Genomic DNA, 21632 nt, shown 5'->3' with positions numbered 1-21632 from the left:
GCTGAAAGCCTCCGGGTTCATTCGTTTCTCCCAACCTGCTGAACCGCTGGTTTCCCTAAAACAGGCAGCCTCATCGACACCCGCGGGCGAGGTGCCCAGTGGGCGAGGTGCTGACCTTCGGTCCCGATTGCCTGAGCCAATCAGGCGGCGGCCTTAAGTTCCTTCAAAGCCATCTCAAAAGCATCCTTGATCGGCTTGGATACATCCTCGGTAGCTCTCAGCATCAAGGCTTGGAGGACCTTGGCCTGCTCGGCGGATTTTTCGATCTGTTTGTGCAGGAAAGCGATCTGCACCTCGAGGAACTCGGAGGGCGACTTCACGGCAACCAGTGCTTCGAGATGCGTGAAGCCAGCTTCGGCATTGGCCCGCAGAGAGGCAATCATCTGCTGGGACACCTCGTTGCTGGTGGTCTTGGTCATTTCAAAGGTCGACTCAAAAGCCTTTTGAGTCGTTTCGGCGCCCGAACTCAATTTGGAAAATGCCTCCTTCGACCGCTCAAGGCCCTGTTCGGCGACAGCGCGGACTTGCTCGACAGGCCTGGACCGGTCGAAGGCAGGGGAGCCGGCGTTTTCGATCGTTTCGGTATTTCCGGTGATCTTGGACATTTTTTCGATCCTTTTCCACGGGCGACAGCTAAACAAAGCCACCGTCCTCTATGTACGGACTAGTCGCAACGGATTTATGAAGCTGACATGAATTTGCGCGAGCAAACTTTGCCTGGTGCTGCGCGAAATTGGGCCAGCAAAAGCATGACCAAAGAGCCGGGGATTCCTTGGCCCCACGCGGCTCCGGATGTCCGCAATTCAGCCACGGTCTGCTTCGAGTCCTGAGGGTGAATTCGACCGAGGACGAGCGAAGATATTGATCGTCCAATTAGGGAAATTTGATCAGTCCGTGAAGCGCTGGTCCGACCTGAAACCGGGCGATGTCGTCGTGACAATCCGCCGGCGCATTAAGGTGGCGGGCGTGCACGAGGAGATCGGACAGGGCAGCCTCTCGACTTTTAGAGTCCCCGATAGGGGATCAGGAAACCCCACGCCTTTAGGCGGCTGGGATTGCGGCGCGGCAATCAACGTGAGATCGCAGCGTCAATCAGGGGTTCTTCCGCATATTTGGTGCAGGTTGTGGGATTCACGGCCGGTGCGAATAAGTTCAAAGAGTGGGAATCGCAGTCGACGCCGTGATTTGCCCGTGCTCCATTCCTTCCGCTCGCTGATTTCGCCCGAGCTTTCGATTGTCCAAATTCTCCCGCGGGCTGACAGGGTTGTGCTTGTTGCCCGTGCGAAGGCGATGGAATCGTGCTGTCCATGTTGCGGTCGCCGAACCCGCCGCGTCCACAGTCACTACATGCGCCGGTTGGCCGATCTGCCGTGGCAGGGACGGGTTGTCGAAATCCAGCTTCGCGCACGACGGTTTCGATGCGCCGATCTCCAATGCCCGCGCCGGATCTTCACCGAGAGGCTTCCTGAGACGGTTCAACCGAAAGCTCGACGCACGGTTCGGCTCGGCGAAAGCCAGCTGTCGATCGGCTTCGCGGTCGGCGGCGAGCCGGGCTCGCGCCTGTCGCGCAAACTGACCATGCCGGTAAGCGGCGACACGCTGTTGCGGATAATCCGCGCGGCTGGGTTCGAGCCGCCGGAAGCGCCCCGTGTGGTCGGCATCGACGACTGGGCCTGGCGCAAGGGGCAGCGCTACGGAACGATCATCTGCGATCTGGAGCGCAACCGCGTCCTCGATCTGTTGCCGGATCGAAATGCCGACACGGTCGCATCATGGCTGGAACGCCATCCTGGCATCGAGGTCATTGCGCGCGATCGTGCCGGCGTTTATGCCGAGGGCGCCCGTCGCGGTGCGCCCGATGCAACGCAGGTCGCCGACCGCTGGCATCTTCTCCAGAACCTGGGCGAAGCGTTGCGTCTGGCCGTCGGTCGCCATCGCAAGGCGGTCAGCGCCGCCGGAAAGGCCGTGGCGTCCGAGATGGCCGGAAACGACGACGCCGAGCCGGAACCACCGGAAGAGACTTCCACGAAGCTTGATGCCCTGCGCCGGTCGCGACGCGACCAGCGCAGTGAACTCTATGCTGAAATCCTTGACTTGCGGGAGGCCGGCCTGTCGCCGCGCCAGATCGCGCCTCGGATTGGCATGAACGTGAGAACGGTCGAACGCTGGCTTGCAGCGGGCGGGGAGCCCGAGCACCGACGGCCGCCCGCGCGCTCGGTCCTCATGGATCCTTTCCAGGACTATCTCGAAACCCGCTGGCAGGAAGGCCAGCGCAACGGGTTGCAACTGTGGACCGAAATCAAGCGTCGCGGCTTCCAAGGCAGCAAGGCGACCGTCTACAGGTGGACCGCCGCCCGCAAGGAGCGGCCACCGACCGCTCCGCCAAATTCGCGATGGCGGCCGCCATCGCGTCGGAACTGCGCATGGCTCCTCAGCGAGGACCCGACATCTCTCGACGAACAGACCGAACGGTTCTTGTGCCATCTTTATGAACACGCGCCACAGCTTGCTATCGCGGGCGAACTTGCCCGCCGTTTTGCTGCATTGATACGCGGCGACGATGATGCCGGCCTCGAGCAATGGATCGCCGACACCGCGGACAGCGAACTGGCTTCCCTTGCAGCAGGCATCGGCCGTGACATCGAGGCTGTCCGGGCGGCCATCACCCAGCCCTGGAGCACCAGCCCCGTCGAGGGACAGATCAACCGCCTCAAAACCATCAAGCGCCAGATGTACGGGCGCGCCGCTTATCCGCTCCTCCGGAGCCGACTGCTGGCAGCCGCTTGACCCAACCGGACAAAGGGGCACCCGAAAAAATAGTCCCTGCACCAAATATGCGGAAGAACCCCAGATTGTCGCGCGCTTCTCTCCCAGATTGTCGCGCTATATGGGATCGCGGCGCTTGCCGTGTAGACTGGCTGGATGGAAGCGTACAAGCGTGGCAGCCACACGGTTTGGGACTGCAAGTATCACCTGGTTTGGGTGACGAAGTACCGTTACGCGGTGCTTGGCGGCGACGTTGGAAACCGGTGCCGGGAGTTGCTGCGCGAGACGGCGCGCGCGCATGAGATGGTTGTGCATGCCGGCTCGATCAACCGCGACCATGTGCATATGCCGGTGTCGATCCCGCCGCGGCTGTCGGTCGCCGGTTCTGGAAATTGCGGAAGAACACCTCATTCGTCATTACGCTTGCGATAGTGAGGCCGATGCCACGCAGATGACTCAGTTGGACGATCCCGGGAGCTGTGGTCTCGGCGGCCTGACGCTGCTCAGCCTCGACCTCCATGATCATCTCGATTACTTGCCACAAGCGGCGGCACTCGCGCTTGATCTCGTTCTTCAGGCAGGGCGGCAGATCCCGCCCGTCAGCCGTGCGCAGCGTCTCGAGCTGCTCACGCCAGTCTCGCCTGGCCGGTTTGAAGTCACGGATGCCCTGGGTCATCAAGAGCCCCTTGATGCGGCTCGAATGCTGGCCGCGTTCGTTCACGAGCCGAGCCCGTTCCCGGCTGCGACGGCGATCGTTCTCCTGCTCGAGACTCGGCACGCGCACGACCCGGCAGACCCTCGGCTCGCCACGTTCCAGCGCCATCAGCGTGCGCAGCAGCGCCGCCGCATCGAGGCGGTCCGTCTTGGCTCGGCGTGACCGGCGGTCGACCAGGATGCTAGCCGCGTCCAGAACCTGATTGGCGATGCCGCGGTCGCACAGGAAACGATGCAGCCAGAAACCGTCGTAGCCGGCCTCGTAGCACGACATTACCCGAACTGGACGCGTCAAGGCGGCCTGCGCCTGTTCGCGCCGGTGTTCAATGAGAGCCATAAGCCCTTCGGTGTCACCTCCTTGCAGGCGATGCAGGCTGATCTTGTCGGCCGAAGGCGCGTGCAGAGCGACAAGCCAGCTCGACTTGCTCAGACCGTATGTTCTCGGAGTGAAGGCGGCTCACCCCCGCGATAAGGTGAGATCGGGGGTTGCTACGGATTGGCCGAAGCCGAGCCCCAGCTTAGAGAGGGTGAACCATGGATCAGCATAACAGGCTTTTTGTCGGTTTGGACGTCTCGAAATTGAAGATTTCTGTGGCCGTCGCAGACGGTGAGCGGGGCGGTGAAGTAAGGTTTTATGGGGATATAGCCTCGGATCCGACCTCAGTGGCGAACATCGTGGAAAAAATGGCGAAGCGAGGAGCTGTCCTCCACTTCTGCTATGAAGCCGGTCCGACAGGTTACGAGCTTTACCGTCAGCTTACCGACATGGGTCACGACTGCGTGGTGGTCGCACCATCCCTGATACCAAAGCGCCCTGGTGATCGAGTGAAGACGAACCGGCGCGACGCGGTCAGCCTGGCAAGGCTACATCGTGCAGGTGAGCTGACGGCAGTCTGGGTACCAGATCGCGGACACGAAGCCATGCGCGATCTCGTGCGGGCTCGAGAGGCTGCACAGGAGGCTCAAAAGCGGGCGCGTCAGCAGCTTCAGTCGTTCCTACTTCGACATGGCCGCATCTATTCGGGCCGCTCATCCTGGTCGCTGGCGCATATGCGGTGGATATCGACTCTGAAGTTCGAGCATCCGGCGCACTTCATCGTGCTCAAGGAATATTGCCAGGCGATCGAGGATGCCGAGGTGCGCTTGAAGCGTCTGACCGATTTGATCTCGGAGACTGTCAAATCCTGGACGATGGCTCCTGTCGTCGAAGCCTATCAGGCGTTACGAGGCGTATCGTTGATTGCCGCCGTCGTCTTTGTTGCCGAAATTGGCGACATCCGCCGCTTCGAAAACCCCCGCCAGCTGATGGCCTTTCTTGGCCTGGTTCCGTCAGAGAGCTCGACAGGTGAACATGTCAAACGTGGTGGGATCACTAAGGCCGGGAACTCTCGGGCCCGTCGCATGCTGATCGAAGGCGCATGGGCTTACCGCTTCCCTGCGCGGGTAAGTCGAACCAAGCAAGCGCAGTTGGAAGGCCTACCGAGAACCGTTCGCGAAATAGCGTGGAAAGGTCAGCTCCGCCTCTGTTCTCGCTATCGAAAAATGATCCTCGCAGGGAAGCACAAGGCCATCGCGATCACCGCGATCGCTAGAGAAATGGGGGCTTTCCTGTGGGCTATTGGCCAGGAAGTGCAGCCAGCTCATCAAGCCTAACCTAGCATCCGCATCTCGCGAGTAATTGAAAGGAGGAGACAAGATCGATCATCCGCTGATGCGCAATGTCGGAGGCAGGGCCCCGGTCGGGGAACCTTCGATGGAATTGAGTGGCCGACTACGTCGATGCCCGTGCTTAGATAGAAGCAGCCCCAGGCGTACACACGGAAATGCGGTATCCAACCCGCGTATAAGAGTTTGCAAACCGTCGTCTTGAGGCCCCGTCTCCTACATTGCGCATTAGCTACACCATGCAGGACCAGCCATTATTGGCTGGACGAACAGTCGTGGCTACGCCGCTTGCAAATGAACATAAGAATTCCAGTGCAACGAAAATCGTGGCAGTCTTCTCGACGGCGGGCGGCGGAGCAACGGATGAGAGATTCATGAGACGTCTCCAAGGTTAGGATGTCGGACCCCGAAACCTTACCCGAGTTCCGCCGCCCGTCGCCTCCGGCCGAGCATGACGGACGGCATGGAGGCCTACGTGCTGGATCTCGATAGGCACGTCGTAGCCGATGCCTGGCATTGGACGCCAGAGGAAAAGCCCGACGAAGTGAACCGGCTTGCTATTTCCTGGCTGCAAAAACGGTTCCCGCCAGTCGAGCGCTGATGCCGACGCCGAGTGGGTCGCCGGATATATTTCAATCTTTCCGCCCCTGCCGGGTGAAGTACGCATACGACGAAGTCTTGCTCGGATGCGTACAGGTAATCTGCACTCCGAGCTGATTGAACTGTCCCCCTTCGCCATGTCACAGGCTTTCCCTGTCGCGGACTACTACGGGGACTCCGCCAGCATGATGGACGTCGGGGCCAACTCCCTGGCCATTCCATCAGGCCTTCCCTCATTCAAGGTTGCGCGGGTGGAGGGAGGCACCGGTGCAGGGGAACCTCATTGAACTGATTGTATCGCGAAGAGTCACATCTCTAATTCCCCGCACTCGCCATCTTCCGCCCGGCGGTCGCCTTCTCCAGCCAGCCGAGTTCCATCTCCGGCACGGACGACAGCAGGAGATCGGTATAGTCGTCGAACGGCGGCGTCAGCACCTGGCTCTTGGCCCCATAGCGCACGACCTCGCCGCGATACATGACGGCGATGGAATCGGCGATCGACTTCACAGTCGCGAGATCGTGGGTTATGAAGAGGTAAGCCACCTGCTCGATCTGCTGGAGATTGAGCAACAGCTTCAGGATACCGTTCGCCACGAGCGGGTCCAGGGCCGAAGTTACCTCATCGCAGATGATGAGCTTGGGCTTGGCCGCCAGCGCACGGGCGATGCAGACGCGCTGCTTCTGGCCTCCCGACAGTTCGGCCGGATAGCGGTCGATGAAGCCCTTGCCCATCTCGATTTCCTCGAGCAGCTCCTTGACCCGTCGGTCGCGCTCGGCGCCCTTGAGGCCGAAATAGAAGGTTAGCGGCCGGCCGATGATCGTGCCTACGGTCTGGCGCGGGTTCATCGCTACATCGGCCATTTGGTAGATCATTTGAAGCTGGCGGAGGTCTTCCTTGGTACGGCCGCCGAGTCGGTTGGAAAGCTTACGGCCCTCGAAGGTGATTTCACCCTGCTGCGGCGGCAACAGGCCAGTGATCGCCCGCGCCAGCGTCGATTTTCCGGAGCCGGATTCGCCGACCACAGCCAGCGTCTGGCCACGATGGATGTCGACCGAGACATTTTTCAACACCTTTAAAATGCCGTTGCCGTAGGCGGCCGTGACGTTCTTGACCGATAGGATCGGTTTCGGCGTCGGCTGCTTCTCTTCGTGTTCGAGACGGTGCACGGAGACCAACGCCTGCGTATAAGCCTGCTTCGGCTCCTTGATGATCTGATGGGCGGTGCCCGTCTCGACCATCTTGCCGTGGCGTAGCACCATGATGTCGTCGGCCACCTGCGCGACAACGGCAAGGTCATGGGTGATATAGAGCGCGGCAACACCTGTGGCGTGGATTGCTTGCTTGATCGCGGCAAGCACGTCGATCTGCGTCGTCACGTCGAGCGCCGTGGTCGGTTCGTCGAAGATGATCAGATCCGGCTCGGGGCAGAGCGCCATCGCCGTCATCACGCGTTGCAGTTGTCCGCCGGAAACCTGGTGCGGATAGCGCTTGCCAATATTTTCCGGGTCGGGAAGGCTGAGCTTGCGAAACAGCGCCACAGCCCGGCGCTCGGCCTCGGCGCGGTTGGCTAAGCCGTGCTTGAGCGAGCTTTCCACCACCTGGTCCATCAGCCGCTGGGAGGGATTGAAGGCCGCCGCCGCAGATTGCGCGACATAGCATACTTCATGGCCGCGCAGTTTGCGGATGCCGTTCTTACCCTGCTTGAGGATATCGCGGCCGTTGAGGATGACCTCGCCGCCGGTGATCCGCACCCCGCCGCGGCCATAGCCCATCGGCGAGAGCCCGATGGTGGATTTGCCGGCGCCGGATTCACCGATCAGGCCCAGCACCTTGCCCTTCTCGAGCATCAGCGACACATCATCGACGATGGTGATCGTCATCGGCTCTTCGCCGGGCGGATAGGTGGTCGCCTCAATGCGAAGATTGCGGATGTCGAGCAGCACATCAGCCATTGCCGCGCCCTCCCTTGAGATCGGTGGTGCGGTTCAGGACCCAGTCGGCGACCAGGTTGACGGAGATGGCGAGCGCGGCAATCGCCGCAGCCGGGATCAGCGCCGCCGGGATGCCGAAGACGATGCCATCCTTGTTCTCCTTGACCATGCCGCCCCAGTCCGCTGCCGGCGGCTGCACGCCGAGGCCGAGGAAGGAGAGAGCGGAGAGGAAGAGCATTGCATAGATGAAGCGCAGCCCGAGTTCCGAGACCAGCGGCGACAGCGCATTCGGCAGGATTTCGGCGAAGATCACCCACCACTTGCCTTCGCCGCGAACTTTGGCAGCTTCGACAAAATCCATGACGTTCAAGTCCGATGCGACCGCGCGTGATAGGCGGTAGACACGGGTGGAGTCGAGCAAGCCCATTACGATGATTAGCGTGGCAATCGTCGAGGGCAGGACCGAAAGCACGACCAGTCCGAAAATGAGCGTCGGGATCGCCATCAGGAGGTCAACGATGCGCGACATCACCGTGTCGAACCAGCCGCCGACGACCGCAGCGGTGAAGCCTAGGATCGCGCCCGTGGAAAAGGATAAGATCGTTGCGAGCACGGCGATGAAAATGGTGGTCTGGGCGCCATAAATCAGCCGCGACAGCAAGTCACGGCCGAGATTGTCGGTGCCGAACGGAAACCTCGGTGACATCGGCTCCCAGACTGCACCAGCTATTTCGCCGAGTCGATGGGGCGCGATGAGTTGGGCGAAGATCGCCGCCAACAAGAACAGCGCCGTGATGACGAGGCCAATCAATGCGCCGGGCGGGATACGTCTAAACATCAGCCGCCCTCACTTCGGATGTCGCAGACGCGGATTGGCGAGAATGGACGCCACGTCGGCCGCGACATTGAGAAAGATATAGACAGCCGCAAAAATGAGGCCGACGGCCTGCACTACGGGCACGTCGCGCTTGGCGACATGGTCGACGAGATACTGGCCCATGCCAGGATAGACGAAGATCACTTCGACCACGACGACGCCGACCACGAGATAGGCTAAGTTGAGCATCACCACATTGATGATCGGTGCGATCGCATTCGGGAAAGCATGTTTCCAGATTATTTCAAACGCCGTGAGACCCTTGAGTTCCGCAGTTTCGATATAGGCCGATTGCATCACATTGAGGATCGCAGCACGTGTCATGCGCATCATATGCGCCAACACTCCGAGTGTCAGGGCTGTTGACGGAAGCGCGATTGCCTTCATCTTCTCGGGAAACTGCATGCCATCATAAACGGTCGAAATACCAGGAAATAACTGGAATTTGACGGCGAGGAAATAGACCAGAAGGTAGCCGATAAAGAATTCCGGAACCGAAGTCGACGCCAAAGCCACGCCGGTGATCAGCTTGTCTATCGGACCGTTGCGATAGCGCACAGCCGTGAGCCCGAGGATGATCGCCAGTGGAATAGCGACAATAGCCGCCCAGAAAGCCAGGAACAATGTGTTCCAAAGCCGCTCCCTGATGGAGGTCGCAATATCCAGCTGGGTGGTCAACGACTTACCGAGGTCCCCCTGGAGGATGTCGAACAGCCAGCGGAAATACCTGATATAGGCAGGGTCGTTCAGCCCCATCTCTTGGCGCAGGTTTGCGAGTGCCACCGGCGTTGCCGCTTGCCCAAGAATTGATTGCGCGACGTCGCCGGGCAAAATCTGAGTTCCAGCGAAGATCAGGACCGATACGGCGAATAAGAGAATGATACCCAGCGCGACGCGCTGGGCAATGAGTTTCGTGATGGGAGACGACATGTCCGATCGCTTGGTTCACGCTGCAAGCCAGCAACGCTGCAGGGCGTAGCCGCCCGACAGTTCGTAGCTCGGATCTTCAACCCAGCCTTCGACACCGGGGCCGGTAGCATCGATATAGTCGTTGAACATCGGCGCGATCAGGCCGCCTTCGGCCTGCAGGATCGTCGCCATATCTCGATACATGCCCTTGCGCTTAACGATGTCGAATTCGGAGCGAGCGGCCACCAGCAGTTGGTCGAACTTCTCGTTGAAGAAGCGCGTGTCGTTCCACTCGGCCTTGGAATAGTAAGCCGCGGTATACATCTGGTCTTGCGTTGGACGGCCGCCCCAGTAAGAGGTCGAGAAGGGCTGCTTATTCCAAACTTCCGACCAGTAGCCGTCGCCTGGCTCGCGCTTGATATCGAGAGTGATGCCGGCTTGGGCGCAGGACTGCTGATAGAGCTGAGCCGCATCAACAGCACCGGGGAAGGCAACGTCAGAGGTTCTAAGCAGGATCGAACCAGAATGGCCGGACTTCTTGTAGTGGAAGGCCGCCTTTTCGGGATCAAAGGGGCGTTGCTCCAGATCATCGGGGAAAAGCGGATAAGCCTTATTGATCGGAATATCGTTACCAATCGAACCGTAGCCCATCAGTATCTGGTCTACCATTTCCTTGCGGTTCATCGCATATTTCAGCGCTAGGCGAAGATCGTTGCTGTTGAAGGGCGCGGTGTTACAGAACATGTTGAAAGGATAGAAGCCGCGGCCCGACCCGCTGCGGACTGTCACACCAGAGACGCGCTTGATCAGGCCAACGATCTTAGGCTCAACGCGATTGATCATGTTGACTTGGCCGCTCTGGAGCGCCGACACGCGGGCGGTTGCATCATTGATGACGATGATTTCCACCGTCGAGGCGTGGCCAATATCGGAGTTCCAGTAGCCGTCGTATTTCTCTAACACATGGCGAACGCCCGGCGAGTTTGCTACAACTTTGTAGGGTCCGCAAAAAATTCCTTCCGAGGGATTATCCTTACCCCCGTTCGGCTGGATCATCAGATGATAATCACCCATCAGGTAGGCAAAGTCGACATTTGCGTCCTTAAGACTGATAACCACGTTGCCGCCGTCGACCTTAATCTTTTCTATGCCGGTCATCACACCTAACGCGCCCGATTGTGACTTCTCGTCAGAGTGGCGTTCTAGCGTCGCCACCACATCCTCTGGCGTAACACTCTTGCCGTTGTGGAAGGTCACGCCCTTGCGGATCTTGAAAGTCCAGGTCTTGGCGTCCTTCGAGGAACCGATCTCCTCGGCAATGCGCGGCACGATCTCCAAGCTTGGGGAAAAGCTAACTAATCCTTCGCCGATCTGATAACCCAGCATAATCGGCACCTGACTTTCCCAAGTTGCGGGATCAAGACTGTCAGTAGAGCTACCGCCCTGCATACCAGCCTTGAGTGTGCCACCCTTAAGCGGTCCTGCAGCGCGGCTAGCTGTTGCAATCAGGCCGTTTGCAAACGCGACCCCGACGCCAAGAGCCGACGCGCGGCCCAAGAAGTCGCGCCTGCTCAACTTCCCCAATGCTACGTATTTGCTCATGCCGTTCAATTCATCATTCATTGTAGTTCCCCTTGTTTAGCCGATCTGGCTTTGTTTGGAGCGCTCGCCGCTTCTTCAAATTTACTACTGGCCTTGCAGACGGACTGGTCTGATCTTCACCGAAGACGCTTTGTTAACCCGAAAATACAAACCTCTCGGTTATTTTCGTTATTGGGCTCTGGCGGTCGCCAGGCTCTCCACGTATCTCTGGAGCATCCAAAACTCGAAACATATGTAATGAGTCGATGAAGATCTTAAACTCTATAATTTTTCTGTTGCGAAACTTGAACATATAAACGTAGAAATTGTTGTATGTATTTCCGTTTGTGAGACCAGAATTGCTTTCCCACTCGGCCCAGACACGGTCGCCTTCGGCAACCATGTCGCCAATTGTCGATGTCCACGGGCCGACTGGCTCCATGATCGATTTGCTAACGACATCCTTCTCTTCTTTTGTCATCCACCCGGAGCATGGCATGTCACCTGACAGAAAAAACCGGCAGTCGTCGTCAACGAGTTCTTTCTCCCCGCTAAAGTACCTCAATGCTAAGGCTTTATTTTCTGCTTCTGACACCGGAGCATCTCCCTTTTGAAACAAATATATTAGGACCAGTACGGTTTACCGTGTGCGTCCGCGACTCTACGGCTACGCCACAATTATAGGCAGCGGACGGTTGGCACTTGAGAGTTCGCTATTGCGTTCCAGGGGATCTGTTGATCGGCCTTGGCTGGTGAACTGACACCGGAAGTTTCTCGAACCTCGCCTTTATCTGAAGAGCAAGATGTAACGAGTGAAAGCGAGCCTGGAATAAGGCTCCTCCCTGGAACCAAAGGCCCTCCTGAGCTGTAGGTTTCCACATGTTCCGCAACTCGCCTTCCCACGGACCCGGGTCCATGGCAGTATCGGATCCCAGCCCCCAGCAACGTCCTACTCGCTGCTCGCAATCCTTTGAGATGAGCGCACCAATCCAGCTTTCCATTGGTTCAAAGCCTGTGGCGTAGATTATGGCGTCAGCATCAAGCTCAGAGCCATCGCTGAGGACCACGGATTTCTGCCTGATTTCCTCGATAGTCGTCGCGCTCCTGACCTTGATCTGTCCGCTGATGATCAGGTCTGACGCGCCGACATCGAGGTAGTAACCTGATGCCCGTCGATAATATTTAGCAACCTGACCAGTGCCGTCCTCGCCAAAATCGAGAAGAAACCCGGCTGCCCGTAATTGCGCGTAAAACGTCGCGTTTCCTCGTTGAATTTCGTCGCAGTCTTGTCTTTGGTACCGTTCTCTAACCCGGTAGGGCATCGAAGCCGAGAGTAGGTCACGCCTCTCAGTGCTGGCGTCATCGGGGGGGGTCGCATCCGCCTTCACAACTGTGGTCGATGAACGCTGGATCATGGTCACATCGGCGTCCACCGTCCAGAGATCGGCGCATATGTCGTGAGCAGAGTTGTTCGAGCCCAGCACGATAACGCGCTTGCCGGCCAGGCTTTCGCTTTCTCGATGTTCGCTCGAATGATATTGTACGCCCCCGAAAGATTCAGCCCCCGGCAGCGCCGGAATTTTAGGCTTTCCTGAGAGGCCGGTGGCAATAACGAGTTGTTTTGGTCTCAAAACCACCGTCCCGCTTTCGCGCTCGACATTGACAACCCACTCGTTGTTTCTATCGTCAAAGTGCGCGCTGCGGACGTTAGCCGAACACCATATGTTTAGCTCCATCGCCTTCGCATACATCTCAAGCCAGTCGGCAATCTTGTCTTTCGACATGAAAACAGGCCAGTGGTCGGGAAACGGTATGTAGGGCAAATGGTTTGACCAGACCGGATCATGCAGATAGAGAGACTTATAGCGTCGACGCCAGGCATCTCCTGGTCGCGGCAGAGCGTCGACAATCAAAGTGGGGACATTGAGCATTTTGAGCCTGGCCCCTAAAGCCAACCCTCCCTGTCCGGCGCCTATCACGAGGCAGTAGGGCTGGATTTCGGCACCGAGTGTTTGTTCTTCCCGCTCACGCTCCTCGAGCCAGGTCAGTCTTTCCCTACTCACCTTATGCTCAACACCCAACGGACGCCGCTGTCCCGCCCGCTCCTCGAACCCCTTTAGTTCTGTAATCGAAGTAAGCAGCGTCCAGCATTTCCCATCACGAAGCCGGATATGGCCTTTACCCCGAGCTGTCGCTGTCTCAAAATTGAACCAGCCCTCAACCCGATTCCCTACAACTTGCTCGCTGTCGTGCAGTATGCAGATGCGGCCGAGTTGGCCGAGCTGTTCATGCAGCATACTCGCAATGGCACCGGGACCGTCCATCGTCGCTATCGTCCAAGTGAAGGCGACTAGGTCCCGCCAAAAACACTCGCCCGCCGAAAACATCGATACAACTGCCTCGACCCGACCCGCATTGACAGCCGCTTCGAAGGCTACGAGCCATTCCTCGATCTGATTGGCCTCATTGCTGATATAGCCCTCGCCGGAGGAGCTCTTGAATTCTGAGGTAACGTCGCTCAATGTCTAAATTCCCATTCGGTTTTGACAGCCAGTTTCGAAAGGCATTTGTACATCGTCGCATGGACGTGAACTTCGTGAGCGTGCCGTTCGCTCAAGCGTATTCCCGAAACCCGCTTCGGAATGGTGTTCTGGTCGAATCCATCTGGCTCCGTCTCATTTCAACGGGAGCTCGACCTCAGACCAGAGGTTGACGGGTTGAATTCACGCCGGTTACTCGCGACCTTTTCGACTGCCTTCGCTTGGTAGCGTTCTGCCAGCGCTCCCAAGAATAAGCGTTGCGTTTCGATGACCCGCTTCATGCGCCCTGCGGTCGTCTGCCCGAACGGGCGCGCGCCGACGATGTAGAAGCAGCGAAAAAGCGACAATACATAATCAGCTAGATAACCGTTGTGGGTTTCCGCGCCCGGCTTCAGGACGCCCGGGGTGACGAGCCTGATAAGTTCGTAGCGAACCACCTCGGAGAGATTGGGAGACTTCACTGGACGACGTCCTCGTACATCTGCACCGTCTGCTGCAACGGGTTGCCGGTCCCCATCGATTGGACGCACGTTTACACCCTCATCCGAGTTTGTCAACTGTTAACAGTTTACAAGGCGCTGCTGCGACTTCCCTCGTCCAGATTACCTGAGCAAAAAATGGTCTGTCAGACGCCGGTCCGTGAAGCGCGCCCTGCTCGTCAAGCTGGGGGCTTAAACTGCGTGAGCGATGGGCTTCAAGCGCGCCGCAGTGGCGGTCGGGCGAAGCTTGCGGTCATCACGCACAGCATGCTCAAAACAGGAGAGGTCTTTAACGAAGTGGCTGGCGCCAGCGCATAAGCAAAGAGCCAGCCTCCGCGCGTCGAACTTGATTTGATGCACTGCCATTCACTGCGGGCAAAAATCCGCTTGCAATCCGCGCTCCTGCGCTAACCGTTCCTGAAGAGGGCGATTGAAAAACTGCGGTGGCATAGCTGGTTTGCGGAGCTTGCGCCTTGGCCGGGATTGTCAGGCAGAGCATCGGGAGTCGTTGATGTTGGCGGGTGCGACGGCGATCTCCTCGACCAGACCTTTATCGGCGTCGGCACCGACATGGGCCTTGAAGCCATGAACCGCCGGTCGGCCCTTATGCTTGACCCAATGGTCCTCTTCGTCATCGTCACTGGCCGAGGCGATGATCGTCGCATCGACAAGCGCACCGGTCTTCACCCGAATCGTTTTGGCCTTAAGCTGGCCGGAGATCTCGTCGAACAGCGTCTTGTCCAGACCATGGGCCACAAGGGCTTTTCGAAAACGCACGAAAGCCGTTCGCTCAGGTGTCGGCTCTTGAGCCTAAAACCCGCGGAACCGTCGGAACGATCCTCTGTCGTCCAACACCTCGGCAAGCTTGACGTCGGACAAGTCGTACCAGATCGACAGCAGCATCGCCTTGAACAAGGCCTCTGGCGGCTAGGCAGGCTCGCCCTTCGAAGAGTAGGAAATCACACAAAGGGCCTGATCGATCGGCACTCAGTCAATTAGTCTGGCAAGCTCATCCAAAGAAGAATGCTGGCAGCGATCAACGGCAAAACCAAACTTTTCCTGACCAATGCGCCGACGTGACATCGCATCATCGCATCCCTCAATCCATTGTACTGATTGAGAGAATCACACATAACACACCAGTCCAGACCCCCGCGAGCAGGTCTCATAACTCAAGATTTTACCCTAATTCCCGCGCTCCACATTTTCGTGCCGACAATGGCCTTCTCCAGCCACCCGAGTTCCATCTTCGGCACCGACGACAGCAGCAGGTCCGTGTAGTTATCAAACGGCGGCGCCAGCACCTGGGCGCTTGGCAGCCATAGCGAACCACCTCGCCGCGGTACATCACCGCGATCGAATCGGCGATCGACTTCACCGTGGCGAGGTCGTGGGTGATGAACAGGAAGGCGACGTTTTCCTCCAGCTGCAGATCGAGCAGCAACTTCAATATGCCGTGCGCCACCAGCGGATCGAGCGCTGAGGTCACCTAGTCGCAGATGATCAGCTTGGGCTTGGCGGCGAGCGAGCGGGCAATGCAGACGCGCTGCTTCTGGCCGCCGGACAGTTCGGCCCTTCGGCCGGATAGCGGTCGATGAAGCCCTTCCCCATTTCGATCTTGTCGAGCAGTTCGGCGACGCGGACGTCGCGCTCCCTGCCGCGCATGCCGAAATAGAATTCCAGAGGCCGCCCTAATGGTGCCGACCGTCTGGCGTGGGTTCGTCGGCACATCGGCCATCTGGTAGATCATCTGCAACTGGCGCAGATCCTCCTTCGGCTGCGGCCATAGGCGGCGGTGACGTTCTTCACCGACAGGAACGGCGCGGTGCCGGATTTCTGCTCGGCATGTTCGATCTCATGCACCGAGACCAAGGCCCTAGAGCACGTCCTGTTTATTCCGGTTCATATCCTGCGGCTTTGAAGTAGTTGGCACATTCGGCTGGGGTGAAGAGGTCGACGACCGCGCCGACCGCGTCCCACAGAGCCTTGATGGTTCTCTCGGCCTTTGCTCGCAGCAGCGCCTTGAGTTTGGCGAAGGCGTTCTCAATCGGATTGAAGTCGGGACTGTAGGGCGGCAGGTAGAGCAGGCTCGCGCCTGCGGCCTCAATCGCGTCGCGCACGCCGGCGGCCTTGTGGGCGGGCAGGTTGTCCATGACGTCGGGACCAGCACCTGCTCGACATAGGCCAGGAACACGTTGCCGTTCATGGCGCCGTCGTAGACGAAGGGCGCAGTCATGCCCGTCAGCCGCAGCGCTCCGGTGAAGGTCGTGGTCTTCCAGTGGCCATGCGGCACGCCGGCCCGGCAGCGCTCGCCGCGCGGCGCTCTTCCACGCAGGCGGGCCATCTTTGTGGAGAGGCCGGTCTCATCGATGAACACGAGCTTCGCCGGATCGAGATCGAGCTGGCCATCGAACCAGTCCCGGTGCCGCTTCAGGACATCGGGGCGATCCTGCTCCAGTGCGTGCGCGGACTTTTTTTGAATGTCCAGCCATGGCCGCGAAGCCAGGCGCTCAAGGCGCTGCGGCTGATCCGCATCGACTGCTCGGCGACGAGCCGCTCCACCATCTCGTTCAGCGTGATGTCCTTGCGCTCCTCGATCAGCCCGACGATGAAGGCTTCATGCGCATCGAGGCCGGAGGCGCGGCGGCGGCCCTGCGGGCGTGGCGCCAGTTCGCCGATCTTCGCCCGCGCAATCCAGCGGATCGCGCTGGACACTCCCACGCCGAACCGCGCCGCCGCTTGCCGCGCCGACATGCCCTCGTCCGAAGCCTTCAAGACCCGCGACCGAAGATCCCCGCTCAATGCTCTTCCCATCGTCCACCTCCATCGAGGTGGATGTTGAATCAGCACAAAACGCAGCCGTCACATCACAATCGATTCATCGATCACAGGACGTGCTCTAGTATACTCTTGGCATGGGTCTTTGATGATATGCCTTGTGCCGCCCCATTCGACGAGCCGGCCATGGCGTAGCACTATGATCTCGTCGGAAACCTGAGCGACGACGGCAAGGTCGAGGGTGGTGGAGAGCGCCGCCACATCGGTGTCTCGGATGCCCGTTTGTCCTCTTTGGCCATGCCGGAAACACTCTCAAAGACTATCAGTCAGCAATCCGAAAAACGTCCGGTAAACCGACGTGACCTCGATCCGGCGGCCTCAAACGCCATCGTAGCAATCCTGATCCGAGAAGGGATCGACTACCTGCAAAGCAAGGCGGTCGTCAAACGCGTCCGCGCGCAGGCCGGACTGTCAGCGCCGGTGAAACGGCGGACATCAATCAACCGGCTGAGGGTCGAGGAGGAACTGATCTTCATCGACCATGCAAGCTCTTTGTAACAAACCCGTCTGCCGAGACGTTATTGAGGCGGACGGCACATTTGATAGAGCTGATAGTCCGTTCCGTCAACGACAACCGGCCCAAGGCAGGAAAAGCCCAGTCCGGTTGTCATTTTGTGAGATCTTATATTCGTCGGACGTATGATAGAGACCAACCGATTGATAGGTCGGGTTTCGAAGGCGAATTCGATCACTGGTTTAAGGCTTTCCGCCGCAATCCGTTGACCGGACCGGTCTCCGAATAAGTAGCATCCAATTGCGATGTCGTTGTCATTGAAGGGGCGCAATCCAGACAACCCCACGAAGCGCAAGTCGCCATTGCTTTCGCGTTGATAGACCATCCAGAATCCAAACCCGTGGGTCTTCCACTCATTAATATAGAGGGAGAGCCACGCATCGGACATTTCCCGCGTCGGCGGAATTCCCTCCGTCGTCAATTTTACTACTAGCGGATCACAGTATAGACGGTGCAGAGCATCGGCGTCACAAGGACGTATGGGGCGCATAAATAAACGTTCTGTTTCCAGATTCATATGAAACACCATCTAATTGTACTGATATGCTAGCAACACCCAAATTCAGCTGCGGTTCGGCCCGAGGACCAAAGGAGCGGGCCATATTGCTCGATGAGGGCAAACGCGCATGCGATCACGTCAGAGTGGCTGTCAACGCGACATAAGAACTCCTGGCGCGATCGACGACCTGGCTGACATCGTTGCCTCGCTTGAAAAGCATTGTCCGACCCTTTTCCGAATGGCTGTAAACGTCCAACAATTCCTGATCGCGCGTTTGCCAGAAATGCGATATCCGCATGCACAACAGCGGCGGGGGTGTCGCGCAAAGGGCGCCTTGACAGCGCCGTCTGAAAACGAGGAGCACCTATGTCGGGTAGACATTGCCATTCAATTTGCGACAAAGCCTCTCTCAATCCGTGTGATTCGTTTGCGGAGAACGGTGCATGTACCGTGCCAACGCAGAAAATCATTTCACAACAACATGATGCCTCTAATGTAGCGATGTCGCATGTCCGGCATCGTCGGAAGTCGGACAACGTGTAACGGTGCAACGGGTAGCGAAGGCCATCTCAGCGGCGTAACCTTGTCTGGATAAAAACTCGATACGACCTGCGGCGTGTCGGCCACAAAGTCAGACTGCCACGCCGACGAAGTCCCGCCTTATACTCCGGCCACTTCGCCACCCTGAATTTCATCTTCTCGATACCATGACGGCATTGTCACCTCCTACGAAAACGATCCCCCGTTGGGCAAAGAAGTTCGGCCCGGACTATGCCCGTCGCTTCCAACGCAAGCAGCCCAGCCATGACGACGTGTGGCATCTGGACGAGGCAGCCATTCCCCATCGGATGACCTGCGGTGGGAAACGATTGCGCTTGTAGCTGATCGGAGAGGTGTTCTTCCAGCTGCGTCTATCGCAATGTCTCCTCGCAACCCGTTACCGTGACATAGCTCCTGCGTCAGATACTGCCACAAGGCCACTATCAGTTTGCGCGCCAAGGCGACGATCATGGTGCGGCGGATGCGCCCTTTGCCGGCGCCGACGCGCTATTGAAACCAGCGCGCGCATGACCCCGAGACCGGATACGTTGATGCAGACAGAGCAGAGCAATCTGAAGACCCCATCCGACACCTCTATCGGTTTTGTCAGGTCCGCAACACACGCTTGTTTAGACAATTCTTGTTTTGCCTCGGGCTAAATAGGTGAAAACCAATCACAAAATTTCTGTTGGGCTCGATCAGCTAAATTGGCACGAGTTTTGAGGCGCTTCGGTGCGAAGCGGCGGGAGCTGCCGACCCGACGTTCATGTCGGTAAAGGCAATGGATGGAACGAAGGAAGGAAAGCAATGTGTTAGGTCCGCGTCAGATCGTCTTCTACGGGAAGGGGGCATCAGCAAGTCCACCACCTCCGAAAATAGGCCCGCAACGGAAGCTATACCGTTTCGGCTCCGCGAGCCTTTACAAGACCAGGAAAACAGAAGCGCACACATCCGTTGGGAGCCTCGATGGCGAGGTAGCTGCGAAAGCGCGAGTGGTGAAAAAGTTTAAGGCGGTTGCCCCCGCTCGCTCACTTCGTTCGCGACCCTCCCCACAAGCGAGAGTGGGCGCTTCGTCCTCATACCCTCCGGCGAGCGGGAGAGGTGCAGGCCCAGCCAGTAGCGCGGCAGGACTGCCGATGGCCGCAACGAAGCCGCGATACAGGTTGGTGGGTCGACAGCATCAAGTTAAGCTGGATTCGTTGCTCTGGTCCTTGCTCCGCAGGATTTGATCCCTGCCTCGCAGTCGTAATTCACTGCCCGCAACAATGGAAGGGCTTCCTATGGCGTGGAATGAAAAAGAACTGGAAAGGCTTCGCGCGCGCTACGGCTCCGGACATGGCGGCGAGATGATCGATCCGCGCTTCCGCAAGGTGGCGGACCGGATATTCTTCGAGGGAGGCCGCTGTGCCGCGCCCTATGCCGGCATCTCGACTTTTCTGGCGGCGCCCTACCTGCCGGTGGACCAAGAGCGCCCCGATTTCCGCGACCTGCAGGTGGCGATGATCGGTTTGCCGATGGATCTGGGTGCCTCCAACCGGCCGGGTTCACGTTTCGGGCCGCGGGCACTGCGGTCCATCGAACGGATCGGGCCTTACAATCACGTGCTCGACTGTGCGCCTGTCTTCGACCTAAAGGTGGCCGACATTGGTGATGTTGCCTTTGCCAGCCGGTACCGGCTTGAGCAAAGCCACGAGGACATCGAGAGGCGGATCGGCCAGATCGTCGCGGCCGGAGTTATCCCGCTTTCCGTCGGCGGCGACCATTCCATCACCCATCCGATTTTGCGTGTGATCGGCAAGGAGAGGCCCGTCGGGCTGATACATATCGATGCGCATTGCGACACGGGCGGGCTATTCGACCAGACGAAATTCCATCATGGAGGCCCTTTCCTTAACGCTGTCCTCGATGGCGTGCTCGATCCCACGCGCACGATCCAGATCGGCATTCGGGGCTCCTCGGAATATCTGTGGGAATTCTCATACAATTCCGGCATGACCGTCATTCATGCCGAGGATATCGCGAAAATGGGAATCGATGGTGTGATCGAGAAGGCGAGGGTGGTTGTCGGCGACGGCCCGGCCTATCTCTCCTTCGATATAGACGGTCTCGACCCTGCTTTCGCGCCCGGCACCGGGACGCCCGAGATCGGTGGTCTCTCCACGCGCGAGGCGCAGGCGATCGTGCGTGGCATGAAGGGCATGAACGTGGTTGGTGGCGATGTGGTCGAGGTCGCTCCGCAATATGACGCCACCGCCAACACAGCCCATGCCGGCGCCCAGATGCTATTCGAGATACTGAGCCTAATGGTTTTCAGCCCCGCTATACCCGCGCTGACGAAGGGCAATTGAGCCGCCAGATGAACGGGGAATTCGCCCGTCTGACGGACGCATATGGCGCGGCGATCTGGGGTTCTTCCGCATATTTGATACTGTTGGCGAAGTCACGCCGGGGCTGCTTGAGCCATGAGACGTGTGAAGCGCGATGTCCTTGTCCGTGCGACGGGGTCTTCGGTGATCCAGCGCGCCAAACGCATGAGATTCATGGCCGCGGCTGTGGCAAGATGCTGAAGGTGGGCTTTGGCTTGACCGATGTAGCGGGCGTGGCGCATGCCGAAGGCGCGCACCGCGTACGATATTGTCGCTTCGATCCCAGCTCGGCAGGCATATAGTCTTGCGAATTCGGCTGTCTGCTGTCGTTGGCGCCCGTCCTTCAGCGCTTCGTGTTGATCTTGCATGCGCAGCGTCATGCTGCGCCGATTTGCATGTGCCCCTGCGCAATCAACGCGATCGGAGCAAGCACCGCAGTCTTTGCGGGAGAACTTGATCTTGAATACCGAGGTTGCACCATTGTCGGTAGCTGCAGTCCAACTGGAACTGTACGCCCCCCGCGGACAGGTGACGCGGCGTTCATCCCAATTGATTTGAAAGGCGTCGGCAGTGAAGCCCTTGCCCGCCTGGGCTTGCCAGCGCATGTCGCGACGAACAGGCCCAATCAGATCGACTCCAAAGCGTTGTCGGGTCTCAACAAGAATTCCAGCGCTGAGATAGCCTGTATCGACGAAGTGCTGAGATGGCAAAATACCCTGTTGTTGCAGGGCTTCGTGAACGGGTTCTGTGGCCTGGTCGTCGGCGACCGGCGCCGTGGTCGTTCGCACATGCGCGCCGGGAAGCAGCGGTGG

Annotated in this window: 20 protein-coding genes and 4 pseudogenes; 8 read left to right on the top strand and 16 right to left on the bottom strand. The window is 58.6% G+C overall.

Going from position 1 to position 21632, the window contains the following annotated elements; translation table 11 throughout:
* Positions 1-140: 140 nt before the first annotated feature.
* Positions 141-605 carry a phasin gene (locus tag NKH57_RS01965; RefSeq protein ID WP_352941236.1) on the bottom strand — a complete coding sequence of 155 codons (465 nt, stop codon included), beginning with the start codon at positions 603-605 and terminating at the stop codon, positions 141-143.
* A gap of 187 nt (positions 606-792) precedes the next feature.
* Here NKH57_RS01965 and NKH57_RS01960 point away from each other — a divergent pair, with 187 nt between their 5' ends.
* Both NKH57_RS01960 and tnpA read left to right on the top strand, forming a co-directional pair.
* Positions 793-2787: an ISL3 family transposase gene (locus NKH57_RS01960; protein WP_502907262.1), complete on the top strand. Its 1995-nt coding sequence runs from the start codon at positions 793-795 to the stop codon at positions 2785-2787.
* Positions 2788-2922: 135 nt separating this feature from the next.
* Positions 2923-3186 (top strand): annotated as a pseudogene (gene tnpA, locus NKH57_RS01955) (IS200/IS605 family transposase); the annotation flags it as partial.
* Here tnpA and NKH57_RS01950 read toward each other — a convergent pair.
* Entirely contained in the window at positions 3092-3817 is a 726-nt protein-coding gene (locus NKH57_RS01950) for a hypothetical protein (protein ID WP_352941228.1), read from the bottom strand. The pseudogene tnpA and the gene NKH57_RS01950 overlap by 95 nt on opposite strands.
* A gap of 197 nt (positions 3818-4014) precedes the next feature.
* Between NKH57_RS01950 and NKH57_RS01945 the strand changes: the two genes are divergently transcribed.
* Together NKH57_RS01945 and NKH57_RS01940 are read left to right on the top strand one after the other, a co-directional pair.
* Entirely contained in the window at positions 4015-5133 is a 1119-nt protein-coding gene (locus NKH57_RS01945; RefSeq protein ID WP_352941226.1) for an IS110 family RNA-guided transposase, read from the top strand.
* 475 nt (positions 5134-5608) lie between these two features.
* The gene (locus NKH57_RS01940; protein WP_352941224.1) at positions 5609-5746 is read left to right on the top strand and encodes a hypothetical protein; all 138 of its coding nucleotides are present in this window, start codon (positions 5609-5611) and stop codon (positions 5744-5746) included.
* A 314-nt stretch (positions 5747-6060) separates the two neighbouring features.
* Here the strand turns inward: NKH57_RS01940 and NKH57_RS01935 are convergent, their stop codons facing one another.
* From NKH57_RS01935 to NKH57_RS01895, 9 genes are all read right to left on the bottom strand, one after another.
* Positions 6061-7698, bottom strand: coding sequence for an ABC transporter ATP-binding protein (locus NKH57_RS01935; RefSeq protein WP_352941221.1), 1638 nt, complete (start codon positions 7696-7698; stop codon positions 6061-6063).
* Positions 7691-8518 carry an ABC transporter permease gene (locus NKH57_RS01930; protein WP_352941350.1) on the bottom strand — a complete coding sequence of 276 codons (828 nt, stop codon included), beginning with the start codon at positions 8516-8518 and terminating at the stop codon, positions 7691-7693. Before NKH57_RS01930 ends, NKH57_RS01935 begins: the two co-directional genes overlap by 8 nt.
* 6 nt (positions 8519-8524) lie before the next feature.
* Positions 8525-9484 (bottom strand): ABC transporter permease, encoded by a 960-nt coding sequence (locus tag NKH57_RS01925; protein WP_352941218.1) that lies wholly within the window; start codon positions 9482-9484, stop codon positions 8525-8527.
* A gap of 15 nt (positions 9485-9499) precedes the next feature.
* The gene (locus NKH57_RS01920; RefSeq protein WP_352941216.1) at positions 9500-11086 is read right to left on the bottom strand and encodes an ABC transporter substrate-binding protein; all 1587 of its coding nucleotides are present in this window, start codon (positions 11084-11086) and stop codon (positions 9500-9502) included.
* Positions 11087-11198: 112 nt separating this feature from the next.
* Positions 11199-11639, bottom strand: coding sequence for a nuclear transport factor 2 family protein (locus NKH57_RS01915; RefSeq protein WP_352941214.1), 441 nt, complete (start codon positions 11637-11639; stop codon positions 11199-11201).
* A 118-nt stretch (positions 11640-11757) separates the two neighbouring features.
* The gene (locus NKH57_RS01910; RefSeq protein WP_352941347.1) at positions 11758-13518 is read right to left on the bottom strand and encodes a flavin-containing monooxygenase; all 1761 of its coding nucleotides are present in this window, start codon (positions 13516-13518) and stop codon (positions 11758-11760) included.
* A 206-nt stretch (positions 13519-13724) separates the two neighbouring features.
* Entirely contained in the window at positions 13725-14045 is a 321-nt protein-coding gene (locus NKH57_RS01905) for a hypothetical protein (protein ID WP_352941212.1), read from the bottom strand.
* Between the two features lie 504 nt (positions 14046-14549).
* The gene (locus NKH57_RS01900; RefSeq protein ID WP_352941210.1) at positions 14550-14819 is read right to left on the bottom strand and encodes a transposase; all 270 of its coding nucleotides are present in this window, start codon (positions 14817-14819) and stop codon (positions 14550-14552) included.
* Positions 14820-14873: 54 nt separating this feature from the next.
* A complete protein-coding gene (locus NKH57_RS01895) occupies positions 14874-14966 on the bottom strand; it encodes a hypothetical protein (protein ID WP_352941344.1) in 93 nt (30 codons plus the stop codon).
* Between the two features lie 409 nt (positions 14967-15375).
* On the opposite strand from NKH57_RS01895, the gene NKH57_RS01890 reads away from it, so the two are divergent.
* The gene (locus tag NKH57_RS01890; protein ID WP_352941208.1) at positions 15376-15546 is read left to right on the top strand and encodes a hypothetical protein; all 171 of its coding nucleotides are present in this window, start codon (positions 15376-15378) and stop codon (positions 15544-15546) included.
* Positions 15547-15552: 6 nt separating this feature from the next.
* Here the strand turns inward: NKH57_RS01890 and NKH57_RS01885 are convergent, their stop codons facing one another.
* The 3 genes and pseudogenes from NKH57_RS01885 to NKH57_RS33835 all read right to left on the bottom strand — a co-directional run.
* Positions 15553-15801, bottom strand: coding sequence for an ATP-binding cassette domain-containing protein (locus tag NKH57_RS01885; RefSeq protein ID WP_352941342.1), 249 nt, complete (start codon positions 15799-15801; stop codon positions 15553-15555).
* A gap of 154 nt (positions 15802-15955) precedes the next feature.
* Positions 15956-16877 (bottom strand): annotated as a pseudogene (locus NKH57_RS01880) (IS630 family transposase).
* Positions 16878-16940: 63 nt separating this feature from the next.
* Positions 16941-17117 (bottom strand): annotated as a pseudogene (locus NKH57_RS33835) (ABC transporter); the annotation flags it as partial.
* A gap of 15 nt (positions 17118-17132) precedes the next feature.
* On the opposite strand from NKH57_RS33835, the gene NKH57_RS01875 reads away from it, so the two are divergent.
* Positions 17133-17399, top strand: coding sequence for a hypothetical protein (locus NKH57_RS01875; RefSeq protein ID WP_352941205.1), 267 nt, complete (start codon positions 17133-17135; stop codon positions 17397-17399).
* A gap of 20 nt (positions 17400-17419) precedes the next feature.
* Here the strand turns inward: NKH57_RS01875 and NKH57_RS01870 are convergent, their stop codons facing one another.
* Complete coding sequence (locus NKH57_RS01870; RefSeq protein WP_352941339.1) at positions 17420-17905, bottom strand: GNAT family N-acetyltransferase; 486 nt, start codon at positions 17903-17905, stop codon at positions 17420-17422.
* A gap of 721 nt (positions 17906-18626) precedes the next feature.
* Between NKH57_RS01870 and NKH57_RS01865 the strand changes: the two are divergent.
* Both NKH57_RS01865 and speB read left to right on the top strand, forming a co-directional pair.
* Positions 18627-18753 (top strand): annotated as a pseudogene (locus NKH57_RS01865) (IS6 family transposase); the annotation flags it as partial.
* A 981-nt stretch (positions 18754-19734) separates the two neighbouring features.
* Positions 19735-20802 (top strand): agmatinase, encoded by a 1068-nt coding sequence (gene speB, locus NKH57_RS01855; protein WP_352941203.1) that lies wholly within the window; start codon positions 19735-19737, stop codon positions 20800-20802.
* A gap of 92 nt (positions 20803-20894) precedes the next feature.
* On the opposite strand, the gene NKH57_RS01850 is transcribed toward speB, so the two are convergent.
* The gene (locus NKH57_RS01850) at positions 20895-21608 is read right to left on the bottom strand and encodes a transposase (RefSeq protein ID WP_352941201.1); all 714 of its coding nucleotides are present in this window, start codon (positions 21606-21608) and stop codon (positions 20895-20897) included.
* Positions 21609-21632 lie beyond the last annotated feature (24 nt).

Origin of the sequence: Mesorhizobium sp. M1050 (assembly GCF_040318715.1) — a bacterium.
Taxonomy (GTDB): domain Bacteria; phylum Pseudomonadota; class Alphaproteobacteria; order Rhizobiales; family Rhizobiaceae; genus Mesorhizobium.
The sequence above is the reverse complement of the archived record's forward strand: the minus strand, read 5'-3'. Positions and strand labels throughout refer to the sequence as shown.